Origin of the sequence: Coleofasciculus sp. F4-SAH-05 (genome assembly GCF_040222985.1) — a bacterium.
Taxonomy (GTDB): Bacteria; Cyanobacteriota; Cyanobacteriia; order Cyanobacteriales; family Coleofasciculaceae; genus Coleofasciculus; species Coleofasciculus chthonoplastes.
Genome location: NZ_JAVKBY010000061.1, coordinates 45,859 through 68,972, shown reverse-complemented (window position 1 = coordinate 68,972; position 23,114 = coordinate 45,859). Strand labels below are relative to the sequence as shown.

The 23,114-nt window shown below is 44.3% G+C and carries 20 protein-coding genes; 14 read left to right on the top strand and 6 right to left on the bottom strand.

The features are described from left to right. The first annotated feature begins 2 nt into the window (after positions 1–2). Entirely contained in the window at positions 3–191 is a 189-nt protein-coding gene (locus RIG27_RS07425) for a hypothetical protein (RefSeq protein WP_446343841.1), read from the top strand. A gap of 37 nt (positions 192–228) precedes the next feature. On the opposite strand, the gene RIG27_RS07420 is transcribed toward RIG27_RS07425, so the two are convergent. Further along, on the bottom strand, positions 229–1,932 hold the full coding sequence (locus tag RIG27_RS07420; RefSeq protein WP_446343839.1) for a tetratricopeptide repeat protein: 1,704 nt from the start codon (positions 1,930–1,932) through the stop codon (positions 229–231). 286 nt (positions 1,933–2,218) lie between these two features. Here RIG27_RS07420 and RIG27_RS07415 point away from each other — a divergent pair, with 286 nt between their 5' ends. Beyond that, a complete protein-coding gene (locus RIG27_RS07415) occupies positions 2,219–3,919 on the top strand; it encodes a DUF262 domain-containing protein (protein WP_446343837.1) in 1,701 nt (566 codons plus the stop codon). A 518-nt stretch (positions 3,920–4,437) separates the two neighbouring features. Here the strand turns inward: RIG27_RS07415 and RIG27_RS07410 are convergent. Further along, complete coding sequence (locus tag RIG27_RS07410) at positions 4,438–5,172, bottom strand: helix-turn-helix transcriptional regulator (protein WP_446343752.1); 735 nt, start codon at positions 5,170–5,172, stop codon at positions 4,438–4,440. A 393-nt stretch (positions 5,173–5,565) separates the two neighbouring features. Here RIG27_RS07410 and RIG27_RS07405 point away from each other — a divergent pair, with 393 nt between their 5' ends. The 4 genes from RIG27_RS07405 (at position 5,566) to RIG27_RS07390 (ending at position 9,074) form a co-directional block, all read left to right on the top strand. Beyond that, on the top strand, positions 5,566–5,805 hold the full coding sequence (locus RIG27_RS07405) for a hypothetical protein (RefSeq protein ID WP_446343835.1): 240 nt from the start codon (positions 5,566–5,568) through the stop codon (positions 5,803–5,805). A 171-nt stretch (positions 5,806–5,976) separates the two neighbouring features. Continuing rightward, on the top strand, positions 5,977–7,098 hold the full coding sequence (locus RIG27_RS07400; RefSeq protein ID WP_446343833.1) for a DUF1611 domain-containing protein: 1,122 nt from the start codon (positions 5,977–5,979) through the stop codon (positions 7,096–7,098). A 23-nt stretch (positions 7,099–7,121) separates the two neighbouring features. Continuing rightward, the gene (locus RIG27_RS07395; protein WP_446343831.1) at positions 7,122–8,243 is read left to right on the top strand and encodes an alanine/ornithine racemase family PLP-dependent enzyme; all 1,122 of its coding nucleotides are present in this window, start codon (positions 7,122–7,124) and stop codon (positions 8,241–8,243) included. Between the two features lie 189 nt (positions 8,244–8,432). Continuing rightward, positions 8,433–9,074 carry a DUF3386 domain-containing protein gene (locus tag RIG27_RS07390; RefSeq protein WP_446343829.1) on the top strand — a complete coding sequence of 214 codons (642 nt, stop codon included), beginning with the start codon at positions 8,433–8,435 and terminating at the stop codon, positions 9,072–9,074. A gap of 118 nt (positions 9,075–9,192) precedes the next feature. Here the strand turns inward: RIG27_RS07390 and RIG27_RS07385 are convergent, their stop codons facing one another. Beyond that, positions 9,193–10,035, bottom strand: coding sequence for a YaaW family protein (locus RIG27_RS07385; RefSeq protein ID WP_446343827.1), 843 nt, complete (start codon positions 10,033–10,035; stop codon positions 9,193–9,195). A gap of 82 nt (positions 10,036–10,117) precedes the next feature. Here RIG27_RS07385 and RIG27_RS07380 point away from each other — a divergent pair, with 82 nt between their 5' ends. Beyond that, complete coding sequence (locus RIG27_RS07380) at positions 10,118–11,194, top strand: NAD(P)/FAD-dependent oxidoreductase (protein WP_446343825.1); 1,077 nt, start codon at positions 10,118–10,120, stop codon at positions 11,192–11,194. A 380-nt stretch (positions 11,195–11,574) separates the two neighbouring features. Then, the gene (locus tag RIG27_RS07375) at positions 11,575–12,429 is read left to right on the top strand and encodes a hypothetical protein (RefSeq protein ID WP_446343823.1); all 855 of its coding nucleotides are present in this window, start codon (positions 11,575–11,577) and stop codon (positions 12,427–12,429) included. Between the two features lie 325 nt (positions 12,430–12,754). Here RIG27_RS07375 and RIG27_RS07370 read toward each other — a convergent pair whose 3' ends face one another. Further along, positions 12,755–13,996: a CCA tRNA nucleotidyltransferase gene (locus tag RIG27_RS07370; protein ID WP_446343822.1), complete on the bottom strand. Its 1,242-nt coding sequence runs from the start codon at positions 13,994–13,996 to the stop codon at positions 12,755–12,757. A 126-nt stretch (positions 13,997–14,122) separates the two neighbouring features. Here RIG27_RS07370 and RIG27_RS07365 point away from each other — a divergent pair, with 126 nt between their 5' ends. The 4 genes from RIG27_RS07365 to RIG27_RS07350 all read left to right on the top strand — a co-directional run bounded on the left by RIG27_RS07365 (position 14,123) and on the right by RIG27_RS07350 (position 17,424). Beyond that, positions 14,123–14,371 (top strand): Ycf34 family protein, encoded by a 249-nt coding sequence (locus RIG27_RS07365; protein WP_446343820.1) that lies wholly within the window; start codon positions 14,123–14,125, stop codon positions 14,369–14,371. Positions 14,372–14,628: 257 nt separating this feature from the next. Then, positions 14,629–15,273 carry a DedA family protein gene (locus RIG27_RS07360; RefSeq protein WP_006098423.1) on the top strand — a complete coding sequence of 215 codons (645 nt, stop codon included), beginning with the start codon at positions 14,629–14,631 and terminating at the stop codon, positions 15,271–15,273. A 293-nt stretch (positions 15,274–15,566) separates the two neighbouring features. Next, on the top strand, positions 15,567–15,995 hold the full coding sequence (locus RIG27_RS07355; RefSeq protein WP_446343817.1) for a pentapeptide repeat-containing protein: 429 nt from the start codon (positions 15,567–15,569) through the stop codon (positions 15,993–15,995). A gap of 607 nt (positions 15,996–16,602) precedes the next feature. Beyond that, positions 16,603–17,424 (top strand): tetratricopeptide repeat protein, encoded by an 822-nt coding sequence (locus tag RIG27_RS07350; protein WP_446343815.1) that lies wholly within the window; start codon positions 16,603–16,605, stop codon positions 17,422–17,424. Positions 17,425–17,505: 81 nt separating this feature from the next. Here the strand turns inward: RIG27_RS07350 and RIG27_RS07345 are convergent, their stop codons facing one another. Both RIG27_RS07345 and RIG27_RS07340 read right to left on the bottom strand, forming a co-directional pair. Continuing rightward, positions 17,506–19,887 (bottom strand): VIT domain-containing protein, encoded by a 2,382-nt coding sequence (locus RIG27_RS07345; protein WP_446343813.1) that lies wholly within the window; start codon positions 19,885–19,887, stop codon positions 17,506–17,508. A 354-nt stretch (positions 19,888–20,241) separates the two neighbouring features. After that, positions 20,242–20,856 (bottom strand): Uma2 family endonuclease, encoded by a 615-nt coding sequence (locus RIG27_RS07340; protein WP_446343812.1) that lies wholly within the window; start codon positions 20,854–20,856, stop codon positions 20,242–20,244. A gap of 335 nt (positions 20,857–21,191) precedes the next feature. On the opposite strand from RIG27_RS07340, the gene map reads away from it, so the two are divergent. Together map and RIG27_RS07330 are read left to right on the top strand one after the other, a co-directional pair. Then, positions 21,192–22,019: a type I methionyl aminopeptidase gene (gene map / locus RIG27_RS07335; protein WP_446343782.1), complete on the top strand. Its 828-nt coding sequence runs from the start codon at positions 21,192–21,194 to the stop codon at positions 22,017–22,019. A 311-nt stretch (positions 22,020–22,330) separates the two neighbouring features. Further along, positions 22,331–23,092 (top strand): MinD/ParA family ATP-binding protein, encoded by a 762-nt coding sequence (locus RIG27_RS07330; protein WP_446343810.1) that lies wholly within the window; start codon positions 22,331–22,333, stop codon positions 23,090–23,092. Positions 23,093–23,114 lie beyond the last annotated feature (22 nt).

The window sequence follows — 23,114 nt, the reverse complement described above, 5'->3', positions numbered from 1 at the left end:
CTTTGATCAGTGTTTCACCAAAAGACTCGAAATCGGCGAAAGTCGGGGCGGGTTTAGTCACATCTAGGTGTAACCGAAAGGATAGTCGTGAAACCCGCCCCTACAAAATCACACGCCATGTCCGACAAGCGTTGCCAAGGATTTATGCCATGAAAACTCAGGCGATCGCTCCGGAATATAGTTTATCGTAGGGGCGACCCGCTTGCACCAATCCACAACGGTGTCCACTCAATGGGATCGGGTCGCCCTGTACTCAACATATCTTCCCAAATTAGATAGGGCAATGCCTCGAAGACTCCAGGCATAGTGATCATCGGATTTGATTTCTATGGCTTTGTCGTAGCTGGCGATCGCTTCCTCATATCTTCCTAAATGAGATAGCGCATTACCTCGGTGAGACCAGGTATCCTGATTATCATGTTTGATTTCTATGGCTTTGTCGTAGCTAGCGATCGCTTCTTCATATCTTCCCAAATGATATAGCGCATTACCTCGGCGAAACCAGGTATCCTGATTATCAGGTTTAAATTCTAGAGCTTTATCAAAGCTGGCGATCGCTTCCTCATATCTTTTCAATAAAAATAGCGCAATGCCTCGATGATACCAGGCATAGTGGTCATCGGATTTGATTTCTATGGCTTTGTCGTAGCTGGCGATCGCTTCCTCATATCTTCCCAAAGTAGATAGGGCAATGCCTCGAAGATTCCAAGCAGAGTAGTCATCAGGTTTGATTTCTAGGAATTTATCGAAGCTGGTGATCACCTCCTGATATCTTCCCAAGTTATATAGCGCATTACATCGGCGATACCAGGCATAGTGATAGTCAGGTTTGATTTCTATAACTTTGTCAAAGCTGTCAAGAGCTTCCTCATGTCTGCCCAAATCAGACAGATTAACACCTCGGCTATACCAATCATTGAAATACTCAAATTCATTATAAAATTCTAGTATTTCAATGATTTTAATGATTATTTTGTAAACCTTTAATATTTCTATTATTATCTTATTGACCAGAGTTAAAATAGAGGCAAAAAAAGCCAAAAATTTAAATATTTTTGGAGTTGTAACATCAACTATTTTTAAATAATGTTGACTCCAAAAAGCTTTTTGTTTTTCTTCTGGTGCAGCTAGCATTATGGCGTCGATATTATTAAAGCTAGGACTGGCTTCTTGTTCAATCAAATCTGAACTCGTCGGAAATTCCCACACTCCAGAACGCCAATCAAAAAAATCTGGAGCGCGACGGATAAAATATTTAAGAGCGTATAACGGCAACAGAAAGACAAAGCAAATCTGGAAATCATCGCGGAAGCGTTCTCGCTGAAGGTTCAAATGACCTAAAATACGAGGTACAGTGTCTTCCTTGTAGTAGTCACCTTCTCCCCCAATCCCAGGCTTGATATAATCCACCAACGATTTTTCAAGCCCCTTGATAAACAAAATATCAAGCTTGTCTTTATTCGGTAGCTTGTCAATAATTTCGTAGAGATTATCAATAGGTTCGTCTAAGGATAAAACATCAACTGTTTTCTGGGGAATATCCTTTCGGACTTTACCAATCAACCGTTCCCCTTGAGCGGGAGAACAACGGACAAACAGCAAGCCAAATCCTCTGCGCCGCTTTAAGGCACGCCGTAGCGGTTGATACTCTTCCCCTAAATCGATAGGAAAATCATCAATAAAATTAGCTGGGATTGGCTTCATCGGGATTATGCTGATTCTCCTTAACATATAAGCCAGTAACTGCGGTAAAGCCGCCGGAACCGGAATACTGGTTCGCTTCGACTCAATTACCAAAATCCAAAGTTGTTCTTGTACAACCAGCGTATCAATAAAACCGCGAATTATTTCTTCAGGATCATCAAGTTCTAAACCAACCCCATAAGGTGAACGAATGCGGAAAGGTGGATCAAGAAACCCTGCAAGTTCCAATAGTGGCTAGTATCAGTAATCCCTAAACCTGTAACCACCGGTTGCTGTTTATTTGTTAACCTGAGTTTAGCAAACCGTTCTAGGACTTACGCAAAGGCTCTATTTGTAGGGTGTGTTAGCGTAGCGTAACGCACCTTTACCCCCATCCGTGGTGTGTCTGCGTAAGTCCTGTGTTCAAGATCCCCCATCTCCTCCAAGCCTGTGATACCAAATCCGGGTTGACTACCCTCTTGATAATCTATCTAGTTTGCACATTCTTCTGTCGTTTACCTTCTGCCTTTTTGTTATGGTTCGGATTAACCTCCTAGATACTCGCACGACTAGCTTTGGCGATTTAATTAGCAACGGAAAAATCTATCGAGTTCCGCCGTTTCAACGGGATTATTCCTGGACAGAGGAGAATTGGGAAGACCTTTGGCAGGATATTTTAATGCTGCATAATAATGTTAGTATCAGTCATTATATGGGAGCCATTGTCCTGCAACGTTCTGGGACGACTGATCAATCGTTTACCATTATTGACGGTCAGCAACGCCTAGCCACACTTAGTATTATTGCCGTTGCTGTTATTGAAATGCTCCAAAAGCTGGTTGAGAAAGGCATTGACCCTCAAGCTAACCAAGAACGACAAGAAATTCTAAAGCGTACTTATCTCGGCGATCGAGACCCTCGTTCTCTACGATATTCAAGTAAACTGATTTTGAATGAAAATAATAATGATTTTTATCAAAGTAATTTAGTTAACCTGAGAAAACCCCTAAATATTCGTTCTCTCTCGAAATCGAATCAACTCCTATGGCAAGCTTTTGAATACTTCTTTACTCAATTAGAAAAACTGCCAGAGGTGACTCAAGATGGCGAAAAATTGGCAATATTTATTACCGATACCGTGGCTCAAGGACTGCTGTTAATTCAAATCAGCGTTGAAGATGAACTGAATGCTTATACGGTTTTTGAGACATTAAATGCTAGAGGAATAGAGTTAACCTCCACTGACTTGTTGAAAAATTACCTCTTCTCACTCTTTCGAGGACCTGATGACTTACAAGAAGCACAGCGCCAATGGCGACGCATTATCAATACAGTTCAGATGGAGAAGTTCCCAGAATTTCTGCGTTACTATTTGAGTTTAAAACATACTCGAGTGCGGCGTGAACGTTTATTCAAGCTGGTTCGATCATCGGTTAATGATGCAACCAAAGCGTTTGATTTATTGGATCAGCTGGAGAACTTTAGTGGTTTATATGTCGCCCTCAGCAATCCCAATGATGAATTCTGGCGTGATACTCCGGAGAACCAACCTTACATCCGTGAGTTGAATTTATTTCGAGTCAAACAGGCTTACCCGACTCTATTTGCTGCCTATCAGCGGTTTTCTCCAGAAAATTTTACGCGCTTACTTAAGCTTATCGTTGTCATCTCGTTCCGCTATAGTATTGTTAGCCGCTTAAATCCGAATGAATTAGAATCATTTTACAATACTGTTGCCACTAATATTGCTGAAGGAACTATCACAACGCCACGACAAGTATTTGATACTCTTCGTCCGGTATATGTCACCGACGAAAAGTTTAAACAAGATTTTTCTCTACTCTCAATCTCGACAAAAGGGCAAAAGCGTAGACTGGTTCGTTATATCCTCAGTCAGTTAGAGGTAGATGCGTCAGGTATACAGGTGGAGGAAAATAGTTTTTCTATTGAGCATATTCTCCCGGAAGTACCAACCGATGAATGGCGGCAATATTTCACTGAGCGGCAATTAGAGGAAATGGTTTATCGTCTGGGAAATCTGACGCTATTAGAACCCTCGTTTAATCGGGATATCGGACAAAAAAACTATCAGAGTAAGCAAGAAAAATATCAGAATAGTGTTTATCAGCTCACTCAACGAATTACGGCTGAAGAATGGAACCCGGATACAATTGCTGCACGCCAGAGGCATTTGGCTCAACGTGCTGTTCACATTTGGCAATCGGATTTTTTATAGCTCAGACTCTGCTAATATTTTAAACATGAGGGCAAAATTTTTACAATAAATTGATGTTTGTCGGTTAAATTAACCATCTGTTTAACGCCATTGACAACCACCGCGATCGCACCCCAATATGTAGGGGCGGGTTTAGGGATTAAATCGGTAGACACACCCTAAATAAAACAACGAAACCCGCCCTAATCCCCACCGCGATCGCTATTTTTTCTGCGATCGCACCCTGATATGTAGGGGCTTCCTTTAGGGATTAAATCAGTAGGCACACCTCAAACAAAACAACGAAATCCGCCCTCTTCTTAACCGTTAGGTATGGATTTTAGATTGAGGTTATCGGTTGGGTTCAGGGCGGGTTTTGTATAAAATGTATGGATTTACCCGTTCATTGAGTCCCTAAACCCGCCCCTACATTTTATTAATTTTCCTGTAAACTAATTTCTTTCTGGCAATATCTAGGGTTGTATGACATTATTGAACCCTTTTCTTACCCGATTGTAGAGACGTTGCATGTAATGTCTCTACACCGTATCCTGCAATCGCGCCACTAACTCCGCACGCGCCGAGACGTTCAACTTACGGAACATCCGTTTCAGCGCCTGTTTTACTGAATTTTGGGTAATCCAAAGTTTAGCACCAATCTCCGCATTTGTCAACCCCTTGGCAACCAAATCAGCTATTTCCCGTTCCCGTGGAGTGAGGCGATTAGCGACGAGAGACTGGGATTTTTTGGCTTGCGATCGCAAGGTAGCCAGACGTGATGATAAATGCAAGCATAATCCGGTTAAATCAGCCAAGTCTTTATAATCAAACGCAGGTGCATCAGAAGCACGGGCAAAATATACCCCACCCATCAAACGCCCCCCACTGACAATCGGACCCATCATCACATGTTCGTGATCGTAGCGAGCATAACAATTCTGGTACAGTTCAGATTGTTTCCAAACCTCTGGAGAGAATACCAGTTGTTCATGGGCAGGAGCATGGTGTTCGATGACGTAGCGTAACACCGGATCGACCTTTCGCGCCAGCTTATTGTAATCGGCGACAAACCCCTCCGTATCCGCTCCCCCTTGCATCTGCACCTCAGCCGCGTGAGAATCTTCGTTGAGCAGACACAGCCCCCAATACTGCGCCTGAAAATGCTCCCCTAATTCGTCCATAATTTGCAGGCGAAGTTCCTGCTCATCACGAGCATCTGCGATCGCTTGGAAGAAACTGTGGAGAGAACGGTTCATCGTACTTGGCACGGTCATAATCTATCATTTTGAACGAATTGTTAAATAAGTCAGCATGGTTTAACCTGAACGCTTAGGAGAGCCGATTTTTTGATCGGGGTGAACAGTAATTACAGTATAGCGACATTATCTTGACGATAAAATTTTAACTTTGATATAATTTGCAATTTTTATATGCTACTCTGAAGAGGTACTACAACAGTAGAGTAGCTAGGAGCGAGAAATCTACTCTTGATGATCTGACGGGCTTTGAGCAATAAAAGCCTTAGCCAATCACGACACCTCCAAGACAATTAATGGTCCCTCGGTTGAGTCGTACCGATAAACCGTTTTTCGTGCTGGATACGACTGACACAGCCAATTCATTGACCCATTCATTGACCCATTCATTGACCCAAAGGAGGAGTATTAATGAACGTTCAAGCACTCGATATTAAAGTTGGCGATCGCATCATTGCCTACTGCAAGAATAAGAGGCAACCCTGTACGGTGCAACGGTTACTCGATTCGACCCCCAACACAATCACACTAAAAGTATCTACCTGTACCCGTGTCCATTATCGGGAATCAGCCTCTTGTGTGATTCAGTTTCACCGAGAGGCTGTGGTTGAAATGGCTAACTTAAACAGAAGTTTATCCAATACGATTTAACTACGATTTAACTACGATTTAACCGGGACGATTTAACCGGGACGATTTAACCGGAAGCTTACCAGGAAAGGATTTCAAGTAGGTAGAGAAAATTATAAATTGTCGAGATACTTGGCAATTACCAAAAAGTCTCCTGATGAGTGAAAAAAAAGTTAAAAGAAACTAATTGAAATGACAATCAGAAAAGAAACGGCTTTAATTTACTGCGAAAATCAATTTAGTTTAGCCGACGGAAAAACTGCTGCTGGGTTGGTTCGACACTCTGAACGGTATACAATTGTTGGGGTGATTGATAGTTCACGAGCGGGTAAAGACGCAGGGGAAGAATTAGGGCAAGAAAAGAATGGTATACCCATTTTTGCTAATTTAAATGAAGCATTAATTAACCTTTCAGAGGTTCCCAACTGTTACATTTATGGCAAAGCTCCCTTAGATGCCTTTATATCCCCGGCAGAACGGTTTCTTATCTTAGAAGCCATGGAAAAAGGAATGGATATCATTAACGGTCTTCATCAGTTTTTCTCTGAAGATCAAGAGTTTACCCAGATGGCTGCCCAAAATAATATCCAAATTAAAGATATCAGAAAACCTCCACAATTACAAGATTTGCACGTCTTTACGGGTCAACTCTCTAAAATTAATGTTCCCGTAATCGCCATATTAGGTACAGATTGTGCTTGCGGCAAAATGACAACCGCAATAGAACTCAACAAGTCCCTCAAGACTCTCGGCATAAAGTCAGTATTGGTAGCGACGGGTCAAACTGGTTTGATGCAGGGAGCAATGTATGGCATATCGATTGATGCTTTGATTTCCCAATTTGTGATTGGTGAAATAGAACACTCTATTATTCAAGCCTTTGACAACGAACGTCCCGACATCATTTTAGTTGAGGGACAGAGTGCCGTTAGTCATCCCGCTTTTATGAGTTCTCTCGGCATCTTGAAAGGAAGTATGCCCGATGGTATTATCCTTCAACATCCACCAGCTAGGAAATTTCGGTGCGATTTTCCTCATTTGCCAATGCCAACTGTTGAGAGCGAAATTAAACTGATTGAAGCGATTTCTCAAGCTAAAGTTATGGCGATTGCATTAAGCCATGAAAACCTAGCAGATGAAGAGATTTTGACAATCATAGAGGATTATGAGAGGCAGTTTCAATTACCGACAATGGATGTCTTGAAACATGGATGTCAAAAAATCATTCAAGCTTTAGGTGATCATTTTCCCAACCTGAATCAAATTATCAAGCAGAAGACTTTAGCAAAAATGCCTGTATTGGGAATGAGGTAGACGTAATCGTCTGGAAATAATCAATGAAATTGTTTATGCCAAGGATAGAAATTTCCCTATCTAAAATACGGGACAATGCCCGAATGCTATGTGAACTTTATGGGCAGAGAGGAATTTCATTGATGGGAGTCTCCAAAGCAGTGCTAGGAGAACCTTCTATTGTCGAGGCAATGATTCAAGGTGGAGTCAGATTTATTGCTGACTCTCGCCTTGAAAACATTCAAAAAATGAAAAATGCTGGGATATCCACTCAGTTTGTGCTTCTACGCACTCCTTTAAGTCAGGCGGAAGCTGTGGTTACCAGTGTAGACATTAGTCTAAACACTGAAATCGAGACGATTAAGCAACTTTCCTATTATGCAAAAATACATAATAGAAATCATCAAATAATTGTGATGGTAGAGTTGGGAGATCTGCGGGAAGGGGTACTTCCTGGTGATCTTTCTCAATTTATCAGAAAAACTCTTTCTCTATCCCATATAAAAATTGTTGGTATTGGCTGCAATTTGGCTTGTTATGGTGGAGTAAAGCCAGACAATAAAAATATGCATAAATTGTCTGAACTGGTTAATGGCATCAAAAAAGAATTTCAGATTAATTTGGAAATAATATCCGGCGGTAATTCGGCTAATTATGAATGGTATAAATCTGCTCAATATATCGGCAATATCAACAATCTTCGCTTGGGTGAATCCATCCTTTTAGGGTGCGAAACTGTCAACCGAAAAGCGATTCCAGGTTTACACACAGAGGCATTCAAACTCGTTGCCGAAGTTATTGAGTCCAAGACAAAGCCCTCCCTACCATTTGGCGAAATCTGTCAAGATGCTTTTGGAAACGTTCCTAGTTTCTCAGATCGAGGAATTAGCCAGAGAGTGATTATTGCTTTGGGAAGGCAGGACGTTCTGGTATCTAGCTTGAAATCGAAGAAAAAGCTAGAAATACTCGGAGCTAGCAGTGATCATATTATTCTCGACGGCAAGAACCACAACTTACAAGTTGGAGATGAAGTGAATTTTAACCTGGATTACGGGGGTCTTCTGTCCGCGATGACTTCTCCTTTTATTAGAAAGCAATTTATCCTGACAACTGAAGCTATAATTCCTGTGGTGAAAACGTTAAAAATTGTCTCACCTATACATTAGAAGTTGTAAGTCAATAAACGGGGTTGATGTTAAAATCTTTGCCGTTTAACTCATATCTTGCACCATTCACTATTTTCCCCTGCTCCCCAGTGGCGTAGTTGACGCAGACAGTACCCACTTGGGGTCTATACAGGCTGGATAGTCCCGACTATGCTAGTTTACAGCAACTAAAATGATTAGGAGAGGCAGATGGTTGGAGTTCAAACATCAGCTCGTGATTTCTTTCGGGCGGCGTATGAGAACCGCTACACCTGGGATAAAGATTTCCCCGGTTACACCGCAGACGTGACATTCAAACAGGATGATCAGGTGGTTACAGGGAAGGTTCGGGTTAACCCGGATATGAAAGCCGAAGTCTTTGATGTCGAAGACGAAGACGCCAAGCAAGCGATTCACTCTCAACTTTGGGAAACCGCGATTCACCGGGTTCGCCGTTCCTTTGAAGACACCCACGGGAAGAATACCTTCTCCTTCGGGGATACCGATGAGACAGGTGATGTGGAACTCTTAATGGGTGGTAAAGCAGAAGGCGATCGCTACAAAGTCCGTGATAATGAAGTAACCCACGTCCACCGTCACATTCACGGCGTTGTCGTCACGATTAACACCTTTAGTTCCCACAACACGGGGGAAGGTTATCTTTCTCACCGTTATGATTCCGTCTACCATGACCCCAAAACGGGTGAACAAAAGGGCGGTAAAAGTGTGTTTGAAGATAATTACGAAAAGGTTGGCGACTATTTTATTCTGACCCAGCGCATTATTCGCACAGAAACCGATGGCAAAGAGTCCGTTCAGGAGTTTAACTTCTCAAATGTCAAACTTCTGTAAATGGTGAATAATTCCCTAATTTTTCCTGAGTCCGCCGAGGCGGACTTCGTTTCGTTCAGCGATTTTAACCGTTCGAGTTCCCTCCCCTAAAAATATTGGCATTAATCGGAAAACGAGGCTACACCGGTTCCCAACACTCGCTCCGGAGTAGGCGAATTTGGGCTAACGCTAAGATAGTGGGGATAATCCGACCGTAATTTGTCGCGATCGCACGCCAGCCTAAGTCGGCGAAGAAATAGCCCCACAATACGGGTCCGACAAAAGCAAATAAGGTGCGAGTTGCCCCATAACGTGCTGCATTCGCTGCCATTCCCCGCTTCGCCGTTTGCAGCACCAGGTAATTCTGAAACTGAGTCGCCGCTGCTGCTCCTCCCTGAACCGCTGCTTGTTTTGCCACTTGATAGCGGGCAAAATGGATGGCAAACTGACGCGCTACCTGTTTAAGAATAATTGGCTTGACAATGGAAGACACCGCTAACGCCGAACCCCCCTTAATCAACAAATCCATCGGATTGTGCTGGATATGTGCGGGTAACGGTTGGGATTGATTCGACTGGGCTAATGAGCGTTGTACCCGCACGGTAAGCGATTTTTGTTCAGCCTGGGGTAATTTTTTCCAGGCGCGACTCATCAGGTTAAGAAATATTTCTGCTTCCAGATCCGTGGTGGATAGTTTTTGGGAATAAGGGATCTTCAGGTAACGGCAAACCTGAATCAATGCTTGTCGGTACGTGAAGTCATTGGTGCGTCCCTTAAGCACAGTCATCCCATCGGCGGCTAAAAAGCGAAACCGTTGCTCTAGATTATCCAACCACACCTGCCGATCTTGACTTTGAACGTCGATGGGTTCAGGGGTTTGCAGATAGTCTAGGGGATTAAACTGACGACGGAACAAAATTTGTGTCAGTTGTTGTAATTCGTCTTCCGTTGCCAGTTCTAAGGCGCTTCTGAGTTCATCCAATGGTATTCCCTCCAACCCCTAAGCCACTACTGTTCTCTATTCTACCTGTATACTAAGCATCAACCGGACAGGAGATTCTGTAGTGTTTGATATTGCGATTATCGGTGCAGGTATGGCAGGACTAACCTGCGCTCAACAATTGTACCAAGCTGGGTATCGAGTTGTTGTCTTAGAAAAGTCTCGTGGCGTTGGTGGGCGAGTGGCAACTCGACGCATTCAGGGAACCCCTGTGGATCATGGTGTGCCGTTTCTAGAGGCGAAGGGCAAGTTATCCCAGCAACTAATTGAGACATTGTGCGATCGCGGCATTCTGCACCTGTGGATGGATAATCAAGATCAGTCTGAATGCCCATCTCCTCGGTATGTCGCCCCCACAGGTATGACAGCTATTGCCAAATATCTGGCTCATAATTTAGATATCCGCTTCTCCTGTCGCGTCTGTGCGATCGCGCCTACCCCTGAACAAACCTGGCAGATTACCTATCATACACCTGAGAAAACTGACAACAACTTAACCGCCGCCGCCGTGGTTATGGCGATTCCCGCCCCCCAAGCCTTACCAGTGCTCGAACCCCTAGAAAAAGAGTTCTCCTCTAATTTCTTAGAGAGTCTACAGACAGTAGAATTTAACCCCTGTTTGAGTGTCATGGCGGGTTATTCGAGCCCCCAGCAAACGCCATTAACATCAGGCTCGATAAAATGTTCTCCAGATAATAATTTAGCTTGGATTGGTTTAGATAGCAGTAAACGGTCTAATTCAACTTCACCAATCTATGTGTTTCATAGTACGGCTGAATTTGCTCAACATTATCTAGAGGCTGCCGATTTACAGGAAGCGGGTCAACAGTTACTCACTCACGCGGCTCAAATCCTCGTTCCTTGGCTCAAGACTCCGGATTGGTTCCAAATCCATCGCTGGCGCTATGCCTTTCCCAGAACTCCCGCCGATAAAGATTGTCTGGTGACAACTACACCCTTACCCCTCGTCTGTTGTGGCGATTGGTGTGGGCATAATTTGATTGAAAGTGCGATCAAGTCTGGATTAGCCGCAGCCGTTAAGATAAATCAACAATTGCGGCAACTTTCCTTACCCGATCAAGTCATAAGTTTTGTCGGGGCAGGTTTGATTACTATCCTTTCTTGCTGCACCCATATATGACTAAATCCGCCCAGTTTGGCAAGAGCGGGTTGCCGAAAAAAACATCATGAAATTTTTTCTCTGTGAAAATAAATTCATTGGGTATTTATACCCTGAATAAATTCTTCATAAAAGCTTTATATACAATTAGCGAAATTTATATTAAATTAAGTAAAAGAGAGAGCAAACTAAAATCAAGGACATAAAGCATTCATCTATCCGATGAACTTTATACGGCTCCAAGGAACTGCTCTTTAAGATCAGGTGCACTACAACTTCATACTCCTTTCGGGGTTAGAGCCGTTAATTCATAAACAGGGGTAATCTGCAAAACCGTTGAACACGGCTGATACATCTTAGGTATCACCACAAACGCAGGTAACTTTTAGAGGGAACTACCAATGACAACCAGTGCAACTGCCATCAAATTCATGCTTACACCCGTGGCACTTTCAGCAGCCGTATTTGCAACCTTGACTCTACCCCTCAATCTATTCGGTTCCAAACCTGTGACGGTTCAAGTTCAAGAAGAACCGCTTTTTTTTGGCGAATTGAAAGACTTTGCACCTCAGTATCTAGGGGTAGCGGGCTTACTGAGCGCAGGTATGGGACTCACAAGTTTAGCCATGATGGGGTGGCAACAGTCAAATCGGAAATCGGCTGTTGTTGAACAAAAACTTGCCCAATTAACCCAGACGTTAGACGAAAAGCAAAAACTGCTGGATAACATCAGAAGCTCACAATCTCAGTTAGATGCTTCTGGGCTACAAAACTGGTTGGATAAACAGGCGACAGAATTAACCAGTACAACCGTAAATCAAAACACTCAGACACCTGCACCCGTAAACGCGATGGAGCAAGACACTCCAGAGATAGAAGAAGTATCGTTGCAAACCGCATTAGAGGAACAGATATCGTCTCAAGGGAATTCAGCACCAGTAGATGTGATTGAGACGCTGCCAGTGGAATCTCAGGCTATTAGTGAGCAACCGATTACCTCCGCTCAAGTGAATTCGATGCAAGCACTAGCCGCATCCTTAGCATCAGCTCAAGCTGTCTTCGGTAATACCCCAGCCCAAGATGCACAACCGTCATCGCCAACACCCTCAGACGTTGAGAAAATAGACCATCAACTCGAACAAATGATGGCACAAATTATCTCCATGCGACAGGCGCTACAGTCAAATCAGTATACTGTTCAAAATACGGTTGAGGAAGATAGCGAACGGCATCATGGTTTAAAGTTAGTCAGCTAGGAAACAAGGGAAATGGAGTGGCACAACTAATATAGTGGATAACGCTTACATCCAAACACTGTAGGGGCGCACCGACGTGCGCCCGATTTAATTGGCGTGGCGGTTGCTATAGAATATAGGGCTAAGGTTCCCTACTACAAGCCTACCGCAGCTTAGGGATAAGCTGTCATGCATTTAAATTGGGTATTAGTAGCGAGCAAGATGCAAAGCCTGCGGCATGGCTTCGCTTAACGCACTACCATCCTTTCGTCATTATTGACATTAAGGTTTAAATGCCGAACAGCTTAATTGATTCGGTAGGGACACGATACCATCGTGTCCTAATTTATAGAAGTCGCTTGGCAAATGCTAACGCCTCGCCACGAGTCGAAACTTTGCCTTCAATCCTGGCAATTTGAATCTCTGTGAGTAACTCGCCAATTTGAGGACTCGGTGGTAACTTTAACTGTTGCATCAAATCATGACCCTTGACTAAGGGAGTCGGATGAGCGACTTGATCCTCTGGGTTTAAATAACGATGAATTAAGGGAGCAATTGACTCAACAGATAGTCCTTCGGCAATGGCTAGAACCGCTAAAGCGGGGAAAACTGAGCCGACATTTTGAAAGAAAAAATACTGCTCTCTTAAGCTCATGGGTGAGGTGATATGAGATAAAAGTTGGGGTAAGTATTGAATCATAATCAACACTGCCCGAATTTCGGCGCGGCTGTATTTTAACTGTAAAAGTTTGGCTTGTGCTGGTTGAACCTCAGAGGGTAATACGTTCGCCAATTTTGCTAAACTCAACCACGATAAAGATTTGCCACTGACTGGGGTTTCCAGAAGGCTTGCTAATGTCTGCCATGTTTGAGCCAGTAGAATCGCGGCGTTATCCGTTGCTGCGACTTGGGTGAAGTTATCAGCCTTGGTAGAAGGAAACCAATGGTAAAGTAATTGATCCTGCCAAGCAGCGGTAAGCCAAGGTGTTCCTTGCGGCGATTGCAGTAGGTAGTTTAATTCAACTTGTACTCGTTCGGCTGCCATGTTTGCCAGGAAGGGAGCAAATTGGCGAATTGTGGATTGAGTGGTGGGTTCTATCGTAAAACCCAGTTGAGCGGCTTGGCGATAAGCCCGCAGTAATCGTAAGGGATCATCCTGGAGATTCGCCGGGGATACCATGCGGATTATACCTGCACGACAATCGGCTACACCTTGCAACGGATCAATAATTTGCTGGGTCTGGGGATTATACGCGATCGCATTAATGGTAAAATCACGTCGATACAGGTCAGTCTCTAGGGTTTCCCCTTCCTGTTGAGCGATGTCAACGGTGGCGGTATCAAAAACAACTCTAGCAATCCGTCGCGCTTCATCCAGCACCACAAACCCAGCTTGGTAATGACTTGCCAGCTTACGAGCGACTTTCACCGCGTCATGGGGAACCACAAAGTCCAAATCCAAATAGTCAGCCTGTCGCCCCAGCAACGCATCTCGTACCGCCCCACCGACTAAGCAGGCTTGAGGCGGTAGCCACTCTAGACTGAAGGGAAACCTTTCAGGAGACAGAACCGATAAGTCAGAATTCATCGTGAGTAACGAATACTGGGGGACAAAGGACGAATGACATCGGACAAATCAAAAAATCCATTTAAATAGTGGTCAATCTAGGGCTGGTCTAAGCTAGGCTAACAAAAAGGACTTGGAGTTTGGGCAATGTGTATTTGCGTTAACTGCCACTATGTAGACCGATGCACCACCTATAATGCGGTGGAAACCCAGCATCAGCAACCCCATCTGACAGAAACGCCAGATTTTGAGCCGATTGAACCAACCATCAATGTCAACATCCGTCCTCAAGCGGATTTTGTCGAGATGGAATGGGATGTCGTGGGATGTAACAGCTTTAAGGAAGAAATGGGCAAATGGGCAAAACTGCGTCCAGGTGAGTTGATGCCAACTTGAGGAGTTGTATCAAAACAACTTCGCTTTTGACATAGTGGAATCAATTTTACGGTTAAATCGGGCGCAAGTCTTTGCGCCCCTACAGTTAAATCGGGCGCAAGCAAGTCTTTGCGCCCCTACTGTATCATGCCACACACCCCATCCCATACCTTGTCTCAACCGATAACCTGAGGGCGTAAGTCCTGTTCGAGTTGACACAATTTGCCAAAATACGTGAAAATGTGATAGGTGATAAATTTTTGTAAAGGGTTTACTGGATGTCTTTTGAGCTGTTATCACTGGAGACAATCCAGGAACTGGCACATCAGTACGGCTATTGGGTTATTTTCTCTGGGATTGCTTTGGAAAATACTGGAGTTCCCCTCCCTGGCGAAACCATTACTCTGGTAGGTGGTTTCTTAGCTGGAAGTGGTGAACTCAATTATTGGTTTGTGCTGGCAAGTGCCATTACTGGAGCCGTCCTGGGTGATAATTGTGGATATTGGATTGGCAAAATAGGCGGTTGGTCATTCTTATTGCGATTAGGAGGTTTCTTTCGCATTCCAGAACCCCAGCTTGTAGAAGTCAAACGCCAGTTTAGTGAAAATGCCGCTAGAGCGGTGTTTTTTGGACGATTTGTGGCACTCCTACGCATCTTTGCTGGACCGATGGCAGGAATTGCAGAAATGCCTTACTCTCAATTTTTCTTGTGTAACCTAGCGGGGGCTGCTGTGTGGGCATCCGTTATGGTTAGTTTATCCTTCTTTGTGGGACGGATTATTCCCCTAGAAACCTTAGTCTCTTGGATGGCGAAATTTGGCATCGTGGCACTACTGTTGGTGATTGCTTGGATAGGAGTTTCTATGTGGTTGGAGTCCCGTAAAATCAAAGATGTATCAATTAGTGATCAACCATCAGAGTGACGATTACCGTTAAGCTGCCAACTCTTTCCTTATTGATGTGATTAGAAAAAATTATGAATCCGTCTAAACTCTTAGAAGGATTGCAAGAACTGAGTTTGGCGCTTAAGCGGGTTTACTTATCCTTAAGATTTCATTAATTTAAAATCTCTCCTCTTCAGCCACTCAATTCCCCTAGATTCAAAATATTCAGCAATTTTACTGAAGCCATTTGCGACAGATGGCTGATGAAATATATCCCTAGGGATGAATAACAATTAAAGACAAGACTGTATAACAAAACCATGGAAAAGCCTGTGAAGATCAATCTAAGTGGAAAAGACCTCAGTGGCAAGGATCTAACGGCGGCTAACCTGCGGGGTGCTATCCTCGAAAGGACTGACCTGAATGGCGCTGACTTGAGTGAAGCAGACCTACGGGGCGCTAATCTCAATGGTGCTGACCTCAGCTTAGCCAACCTCAGCTACGCCAAATTGACCCGCGCCCAACTCAGGGGTGCTGAATTGCTAGCGGCTGATTTAATTGGTGCTGATCTCAGGGGTGCCGATTTGAGAAATGCAGACCTTAAGGGTGCCGATTTAACGGATGCTGATTTAAGAGGTACTGATTTGAGGGGGGTCAAATTGAGCCGAGTTAATCTCAGAGGTGCTGATTTGAGGGGGGCAAAGTTGAGTAAAGTCTATTTAATGGACGCTAATGTAAGAGGGATAAAGCTGGTAAGCTAACGGCTCGGTTGAACAAAGATTTTAGATTTTAGTCAATTCAAAATGCTAAAATCTAAAATTTGACATTATTAAAGTTGATGGAAGATGGGACATACCAAGGGTTGTACCAAGAGTGGTTTGGTATGTCCACACAGTAGTTTCAGAGCTGAAATTCAATGGGGTATTGTTATTCCAGATTACGGCAAGTGATAAAATATACGGATTAAGAACGGCGAACTCACCAGTATCGCAATCTCTAAAACAGCGATTGTCCACCAGCGGATTTCTTGATAACTCATTCGCATTTTCTCAATTCAATTTACCCAATGCCCCTCAGGGAAATAGTCTTAAGCTAATCAGAGTTTGTTGAGAAAGACTATCAATTTATTTGGGTATGTTCCTTTTTACAGAGGCGACGACTGGTTTCAGTAGCGTGTGTGTGAAGAGTGTGTGAGAAATCCGTAAAGATAGAGTGAAAAGGAGTTTGGGGGAGCTGGGGAAGCTGGGGGAGATGGGGGAGCAGAGGGAGCAATGTAGAGACGTGCCATGGCGCGTCTGGGAGCTGGGGGAGATGGGGAAGCCAATTGCTTGTACAGTGATCAATAGCCTCTGTGATTTGAACATTCTCATGAAACGTTGGATTGTCAGTTTATTCGGTATCGTGCTAGTGCTGGTATGCTCTGGATGGTGGATAACGCCATCAGTGATGGCACAAGCCCAAATCCCTGATTTAACCCAGGCTCAGATTGAGCGGCTCAACGAATTGCGGCAAAAAGCGTTTACGGCGACACAACTGGGTGAGTTTGCCACGGCTGAAGCGTATTGGACACAAATAATTGAACTGTTACCCAATAATCCCGTAGGCTGGAGTAATCGGGGAAATGCCAGAGTCAGTCAGAATAAATTAGACGAAGCGATCGCAGATTTTAATCAATCGATTCAGTTAGCGCCTAACGCACCTGATCCGTATTTGAACCGGGGGACAGCTTATGAAGGAAAGGGAGAATGGGATCATGCGATCGCAGATTATCAGCAGGTATTGCAGATTAACCCCGATGACGCGATGGCGTACAACAACCTGGGAAACGCTAACGCGGGAAAGGGAGAATGGGAAACCGCGATCGCGAATTACCAGATAGCCATTGATTTATCCCCGGATTTTGCCTTCGCCCGGGCTAACCACGCCCTCGCCCTCTATCAAATTGGCGAGAAAAAAGAGGCAATCCTGGAACTCCGCAAACTAATCCGCAAATATCCCCAATTTCCCGATGTCCGCGCCTCACTCACCGCCGCCTTGTGGGTTAACGGGAATCAAGGAGAAGCCGAGAGTAACTGGGTAGCTGCGATCGGGTTAGATCAGCGCTATAAAGACATCGATTGGGTGGAAAATATCCGCCGTTGGCCCCCCGCGATGGTGATGGCGTTGGAGAAGTTTTTACGATTGGAATAGCTACAATTGTGGATTAGATTTGTCAATTTTATGGGCGCACGCCATGCGCCCCTACAGTTGGCTGTTCTATTCAGCTAAATCCTACGACTGAATTCGCAATCTTAACACCACGGTGCTATTAACCGATTGAGAAGAACGCCACTTGATCAAATTTCGCTTAATTAACTCAATCACGTTTACCATTTTCAAGGTTGAAGCTTCCTCATCTAACAGAATTCGCCCGACGCGCCCTTTACTTAGGGTAAACTCGAAGACGATTTCACCACTCAAATTAGAGGGTAAATTTATTTTTTGCAAATATTGGGTCAATGAAAGGGTGTCACTTTGCTCCAATCCAGTGACGCTTACTACTTCTAACTGAGTATTATTGGCGGCTGGAGACGAAGGCTTTTGACCTAACTTGTGCCGCACTGCATCGATACCTTTACTGACCATTTCTGCGGATGAAGAGGTTGGTAGAGGTGGGATTTTATCCTCATCTGCGTTCATCGAATACATACCACCCAATACCGTGGGTACTGCAGAAAGAGAGAGACTTTCAAGGGACATACCTGGCGCACTAGCTGAATAGGCTCGTCGTTTTGATTGAATTGACATTGAACGACGAGATGCTGCTTTACCGAAAACGCCTCGATAACTAACATCTTCTGCCATTTCCACGGGAACATTCATGGAAACCGATTGGCTTCCGGGTTCTACCCGCACATCATCACTGACGGCAACAAATGCAGTATATTGACACAATAACTGATAGGTTAATGCCATATCAGTTACCGCCTCAACTCCCGATTTAGTTTCATAAGTAACCATTTGATTCATCAAGTCTTTAATCCGCGCTCGTCCCCACAATTGAGCAATGGCTGGATTTCCGGTTTCGCTAAAATTGAGGTGAAATGTCTTTTGATAGCGTTCACCCCCAGCGATAGTACCATTAATCTGTAAATCACCCGCCATGCGATCGCGTTTTCGTCCAAATAGCACTAAAGGCTGTTGGGCAAATAAATCGGGGGCGATGGCGGGATAAATTTCCGGCGCTTCTCCGGTTCCATTCCAGTTAAGTTCAATTGTCGTTAAAACGGGACTATTAATTGATTGGAAAAACTTTTCCACCACTTTTTCTGTCGGTTCATCGTGACGAATAATCCGACAAATTCCGCGTCCAATTTCAGCGATGCGATTGAGTAAAAAGCGGTTAACTGAACTCCCCGCCCCAAAACTATATAACCGATTTCCGGGTTTAAGTTCCTGCTGAACCTCGGCTAAAATGCGATTCTCATTGCCAATATAACCATCACTGAGTAACACCACACTCCGCAAGCGCCCCTCTGGTGCTGGAACATTAATCGCATCCCGAATTCCACTGAGCATTTCGGTGGCACCACTGGCGTGTAATTGATTAATATAATTGATGGCTAATTCCCGATTTTCGGATGTATTAGCCAGGGGGGTTTGGGAGAGATGGCGGACAGTATTAGAAAAGTCAAGAATTGTGAATGTATCGTCAGGATTTAACCCATTAATAAAGCGTCGCATTAGTTCTTGACATTTGTGCAAGGGTGCGCCTTGTTGAGAACCGGAGGTGTCCATGAGAAACACCACATCCTTGGGAAAAATCTCATCAGGGCGATAATCTAAACTGGGGATAAAATAAAGGGCAAAATGTCCGCCCCGTTGATCAGATTGAGTTAAGACGGTGGCTTGGGTATTGTCTCCCGCGACTTGATATCTCAGGATTAAGTCTTTATTCGGAATCGTATCATTACCGCTGAGTTGCACCCGGACGATTTGTCCTTCAGTTTCTATCTGCAACTGATGAGAAGGGGAATGAACATTTTGAATCGGTACACCTGCATTAATTTCCACCGTAACGCCGATATCGTGTGCCGATCGCGTTCCTTCGGGTACAATAGGCGGTGTAATTCTGGAAGCATCGGGGACTTCATCGGTATCGCCACTTTCATCAATAGTTGTACCGGGGATATATCGGGGTCCTACTACCATGGGAAAGACGAATTCATAGTCCCCTTGTTCAAAGTTTAAGCTATTGGTATAGCGAATCGTGACATCAATTTGTTCACCGGGTTTGATATTGGCGAGGGATTGGGTAAAGATATTATCACGTTCTTGTTCCAGTAATCCGGCTGTGCGCCCTTCTTGTTTAGCTTTGTCGTAAATTTGCTGGGCTTCTTCACGTTTTTTAATGGTTCCTTTAATTATGCGATCGCCAATTTTAATTTCCATGTCATCCACGGCGGCTTCATCGGGTAAGGGGAAGACATAGACGGCTTCTAAGGGTTGGGTAAAGGGGTTCTCAAATCGCTGCGTTACCTCGACTCGTGACAAGTTCCCAGCAATTTTCGCCTCAACCTCGGTATGCTTGAGGGGGAAAACCAGGGAGTTTCCCTCTGGAGATTGACAATATAAGCCGTTATATTGCGGCGTGGGAGATTGAACGGGTGCCATGTGCTATCTGTCCTTTTTTATCGGAGTTTTTTGATTGAAATAAATGTAGTTAAACTTAGCTGGGTCGTAATAGAGTTATAGTAGCTTAATTTTCCCTGAATGGCATATTAGGGAGAATGGCACTGGCGCGTCTGTGTGTAGGGGCGGGTTTGACTACTATCTTTTTGGTTGCACCCAGATATAACTAAACCCGCCCCGATACAGGTTTCTAGACTTCCGGTGAAACGTTAGGTTTCTTGACTGATGCAGCATCTATAGGGTGAGTAAGGGCACGGCATTGCCGTGCCCCTAAAGGTGGGGTTGTAAGCTGTTTATCAAATTCAAAGGGTTGATTGAAAAAATATCTGACTTGAACTAACAACTAACCGACTGAAATATTTCTTCAGCGGTTAACTGTAAGTTAGGGAAAGCAACTGACTGGATGCAGTCATTCCCTCGAAATTGACTAACTTGGTATTCTCCCTCCACTAAAACATAAATAGAAACCGTTGGTTGTTTCGGATTACCAATAAATTTACGACCGCCCAGAGCCAAATAATCAACGATCCAGTATTCAGGAATTCCTATTCCTTCGTACTCCCCATATTTTTTGTAGTAATCATCCCGCCAATTACTGCTAACCACTTCAATCACCAAAGGAATCGAAGCTGCCAGAATTAAAGTAGACTCTTTTTTCCACAAGGGTTCGTTGCTCAAATTCAAACGATTGATCAACAAGATATCTGGCGAATAAGCCGATTCACTTGAGGCTGATTTAACCAGCGCCGTTTTGGGAATAGAATAGGGAAGCTGGAGGCGGACATATTCTAATGTCAGCTTTTCAGCTAAAAATCCTACAACATCTTCATGTTCACCTGTAGGCTGTGGCATTTCAATAATGACTCCATCATGCAGTTCATAGCGTTTATTGGCTGGCTTCCATTGGATAAATTCAGCGAAACTTATTGATTTTTGTAAGAATTGAACCATGATTATCACCACAATTGGGAACGGGGACATCAACTTCAATAACCCAAGGAATCGAACCCGTAGGGGCACGGCAATGCCGTGCCTGTTTATCAGATTCAAAGAAGGGTTGATTAACACGATATCTAGCAAATAAGCCGGAGTTAGCCTAATCTAATGATAAGATAAAACTTTGTCGCCGGATCACCCTTGCCCAGCCGACAGAAACTGATTGAATCGGCAACATCGGGGAATTGAAACCTGAACGTACCTTTTTTGTCAGCAGGCTTTCTGCCAAGGTAGGAAGAGGCAAGGGGATCTCCCCATAACGCTCACCCATTCTCGGTTTCATCGTTTACATGAATATTCTTAGTAACCTGCTTTCCAAACCCGCCCAGCCGTCTCGTCCGAAAAAACAACGTCGGGGCATCGAAATTAAATCCGAGTCTGAACTTACCATTATGCGGCAGGCGTCTAAAATAGTCGCCACAGTTCTCAAAGAAATTTCCGAACAGGTTAAACCGGGGATGACGACGGCGGATTTGGATGCTCATGCCGAAAAGCGCATCCGCGAAATGGGAGCAACACCTAGTTTTAAAGGATACCACGGCTTCCCGGCTTCAATCTGTTCCTGTCTCAACAACGAAGTGGTGCATGGAATACCCAGTCGGAAAAAGGTGATTCGGGCGGGGGATGTGCTGAAAGTTGACACCGGGGCTTACTATGAAGGCTTCCATGGCGACTCCTGTATTACCATTGCCGTGGGTAATGTTAAACCCAACGCTGCCAAGTTAATAGAAGTCGCAGAAACCGCACTGTATAAAGGAATCGAACAGGTGAAAGCGGGGAACTACCTGCTTGACATTGCGGGCGCGATCGAAGATCATGTGAACGCCAATAGTTTTTTTGTGGTGGAAGATTTCACCGGTCATGGCGTGGGACGCAACCTGCACGAAGAACCCTCTGTGTTTCACTTCCGCACTCGGCAAATGCCCAATGTGAAGTTACGGGAAGGGATGACTCTGGCAATTGAACCGATTATTAATGCAGGTTCCAAGTTTACCCGTATCTTATCGGATCGTTGGACTGCCGTAACCGTCGATAATGCCCTATCCGCTCAGTTTGAGCATACTGTGTTAGTGACAGCCGATGGATACGAAATTTTAACTGACCGCAGTAAGGTGTGAATCAGTCGAGTTAAGATAGATCAACTCAAAACTTAGCCAGGGCGGGTTTAGTCACATCTGGGTTAATCAGAAACGATAGTAGTAAAACCCGCCCCTACACAAATCGGTTTGGGCGGGTTTAGTCACATCTGGGTTAATCAGAAATGATAGTAGTAAAACCCGCCCCTACACAAATCGGTTCGGGCGGGTTTAGTCACATCTGGGTTAATCAGAAATGATAGTAGTAAAACCCGCCCCTACACAAACACCAGGTTCCCTGAGCCTAGCGTTGGGTCAAAACTAATCGACATCCTAGAGGTTAGAGGTATAAAATGTCGGAAATTGTGTCGATTCACTCATTCCGTGGTGGTACGGGCAAATCAAATGCTACAGCGAATCTAGCCGCGACTGTTGCTAAAGCTGGATATCGAGTCGGTATTGTTGATACTGATATCCAGTCTCCTGGCATTCACGTTCTTTTCGGCTTCGATGAGAACAAAATGAAAAACGCCCTAAATGATTATTTATGGGGGCGTTGTCAAATTCAAGATGCGGCGTATGATGTCAGTTCCATCCTGGGAGAAAACCGCAAAATCAATAGCAAAATCTATCTGATTCCGTCCAGTATTCGCATGGGAGAGATTACCCGGATTTTGCGAGAAGGATACGATGTGAATATGCTAATTGACGGGTTTGAGGATTTAATTCAAGCCTTAAAGCTAGACTATCTCTTCATTGATACTCACCCGGGTCTGAATGAAGAAACCCTACTATCTATCACCATCTCTGACGTATTACTCATTATTCTACGTCCAGACCGCCAAGACTTTCAAGGAACGGCTGTTACCGTTGATGTGGCACGTAAGTTGCAAGTGCCTAAGTTACTGTTGATGGTGAATAAAGCCCATGAATCCCTTGACTTTAAGGCATTAGAGCAAGATATAGCACAAACCTATCAGGCTACAGTTGCAGGTATTTTACCCTTGTCAGAAGAGATGATTCAACTCGCTAGCGGTGATGTATTTTGCGTCCGCTTTCCGAGTCATCCTTTAAGTCTAGAAATTAAAAAAGTGGCACAGCAAATTATGACGTAATTAAAACGCGGTTCGTAGTAGA

Excerpts from the sequence above, each read along its gene's own strand:
- RIG27_RS07350 (WP_446343815.1), top strand. The coding sequence starts at position 16,603 with ATGAAACGTTGGATTGTCAGTTTATTCGGTATCGTGCTAGTGCTGGTA.
- RIG27_RS07395 (WP_446343831.1), top strand. The coding sequence starts at position 7,122 with ATGAAATTGTTTATGCCAAGGATAGAAATTTCCCTATCTAAAATACGG.
- RIG27_RS07365 (WP_446343820.1), top strand. The coding sequence starts at position 14,123 with ATGTGTATTTGCGTTAACTGCCACTATGTAGACCGATGCACCACCTAT.
- RIG27_RS07410 (WP_446343752.1), bottom strand. The coding sequence starts at position 5,172 with ATGACCGTGCCAAGTACGATGAACCGTTCTCTCCACAGTTTCTTCCAA.
- RIG27_RS07415 (WP_446343837.1), top strand. The coding sequence starts at position 2,219 with ATGGTTCGGATTAACCTCCTAGATACTCGCACGACTAGCTTTGGCGAT.
- RIG27_RS07390 (WP_446343829.1), top strand. The coding sequence starts at position 8,433 with ATGGTTGGAGTTCAAACATCAGCTCGTGATTTCTTTCGGGCGGCGTAT.
- RIG27_RS07360 (WP_006098423.1), top strand. The coding sequence starts at position 14,629 with ATGTCTTTTGAGCTGTTATCACTGGAGACAATCCAGGAACTGGCACAT.
- RIG27_RS07400 (WP_446343833.1), top strand. The coding sequence starts at position 5,977 with ATGACAATCAGAAAAGAAACGGCTTTAATTTACTGCGAAAATCAATTT.
- RIG27_RS07330 (WP_446343810.1), top strand. The coding sequence starts at position 22,331 with ATGTCGGAAATTGTGTCGATTCACTCATTCCGTGGTGGTACGGGCAAA.
- RIG27_RS07370 (WP_446343822.1), bottom strand. The coding sequence starts at position 13,996 with ATGAATTCTGACTTATCGGTTCTGTCTCCTGAAAGGTTTCCCTTCAGT.
- RIG27_RS07375 (WP_446343823.1), top strand. The coding sequence starts at position 11,575 with ATGACAACCAGTGCAACTGCCATCAAATTCATGCTTACACCCGTGGCA.
- RIG27_RS07405 (WP_446343835.1), top strand. The coding sequence starts at position 5,566 with ATGAACGTTCAAGCACTCGATATTAAAGTTGGCGATCGCATCATTGCC.
- RIG27_RS07345 (WP_446343813.1), bottom strand. The coding sequence starts at position 19,887 with ATGGCACCCGTTCAATCTCCCACGCCGCAATATAACGGCTTATATTGT.
- RIG27_RS07340 (WP_446343812.1), bottom strand. The coding sequence starts at position 20,856 with ATGGTTCAATTCTTACAAAAATCAATAAGTTTCGCTGAATTTATCCAA.
- map (WP_446343782.1), top strand. The coding sequence starts at position 21,192 with ATGAATATTCTTAGTAACCTGCTTTCCAAACCCGCCCAGCCGTCTCGT.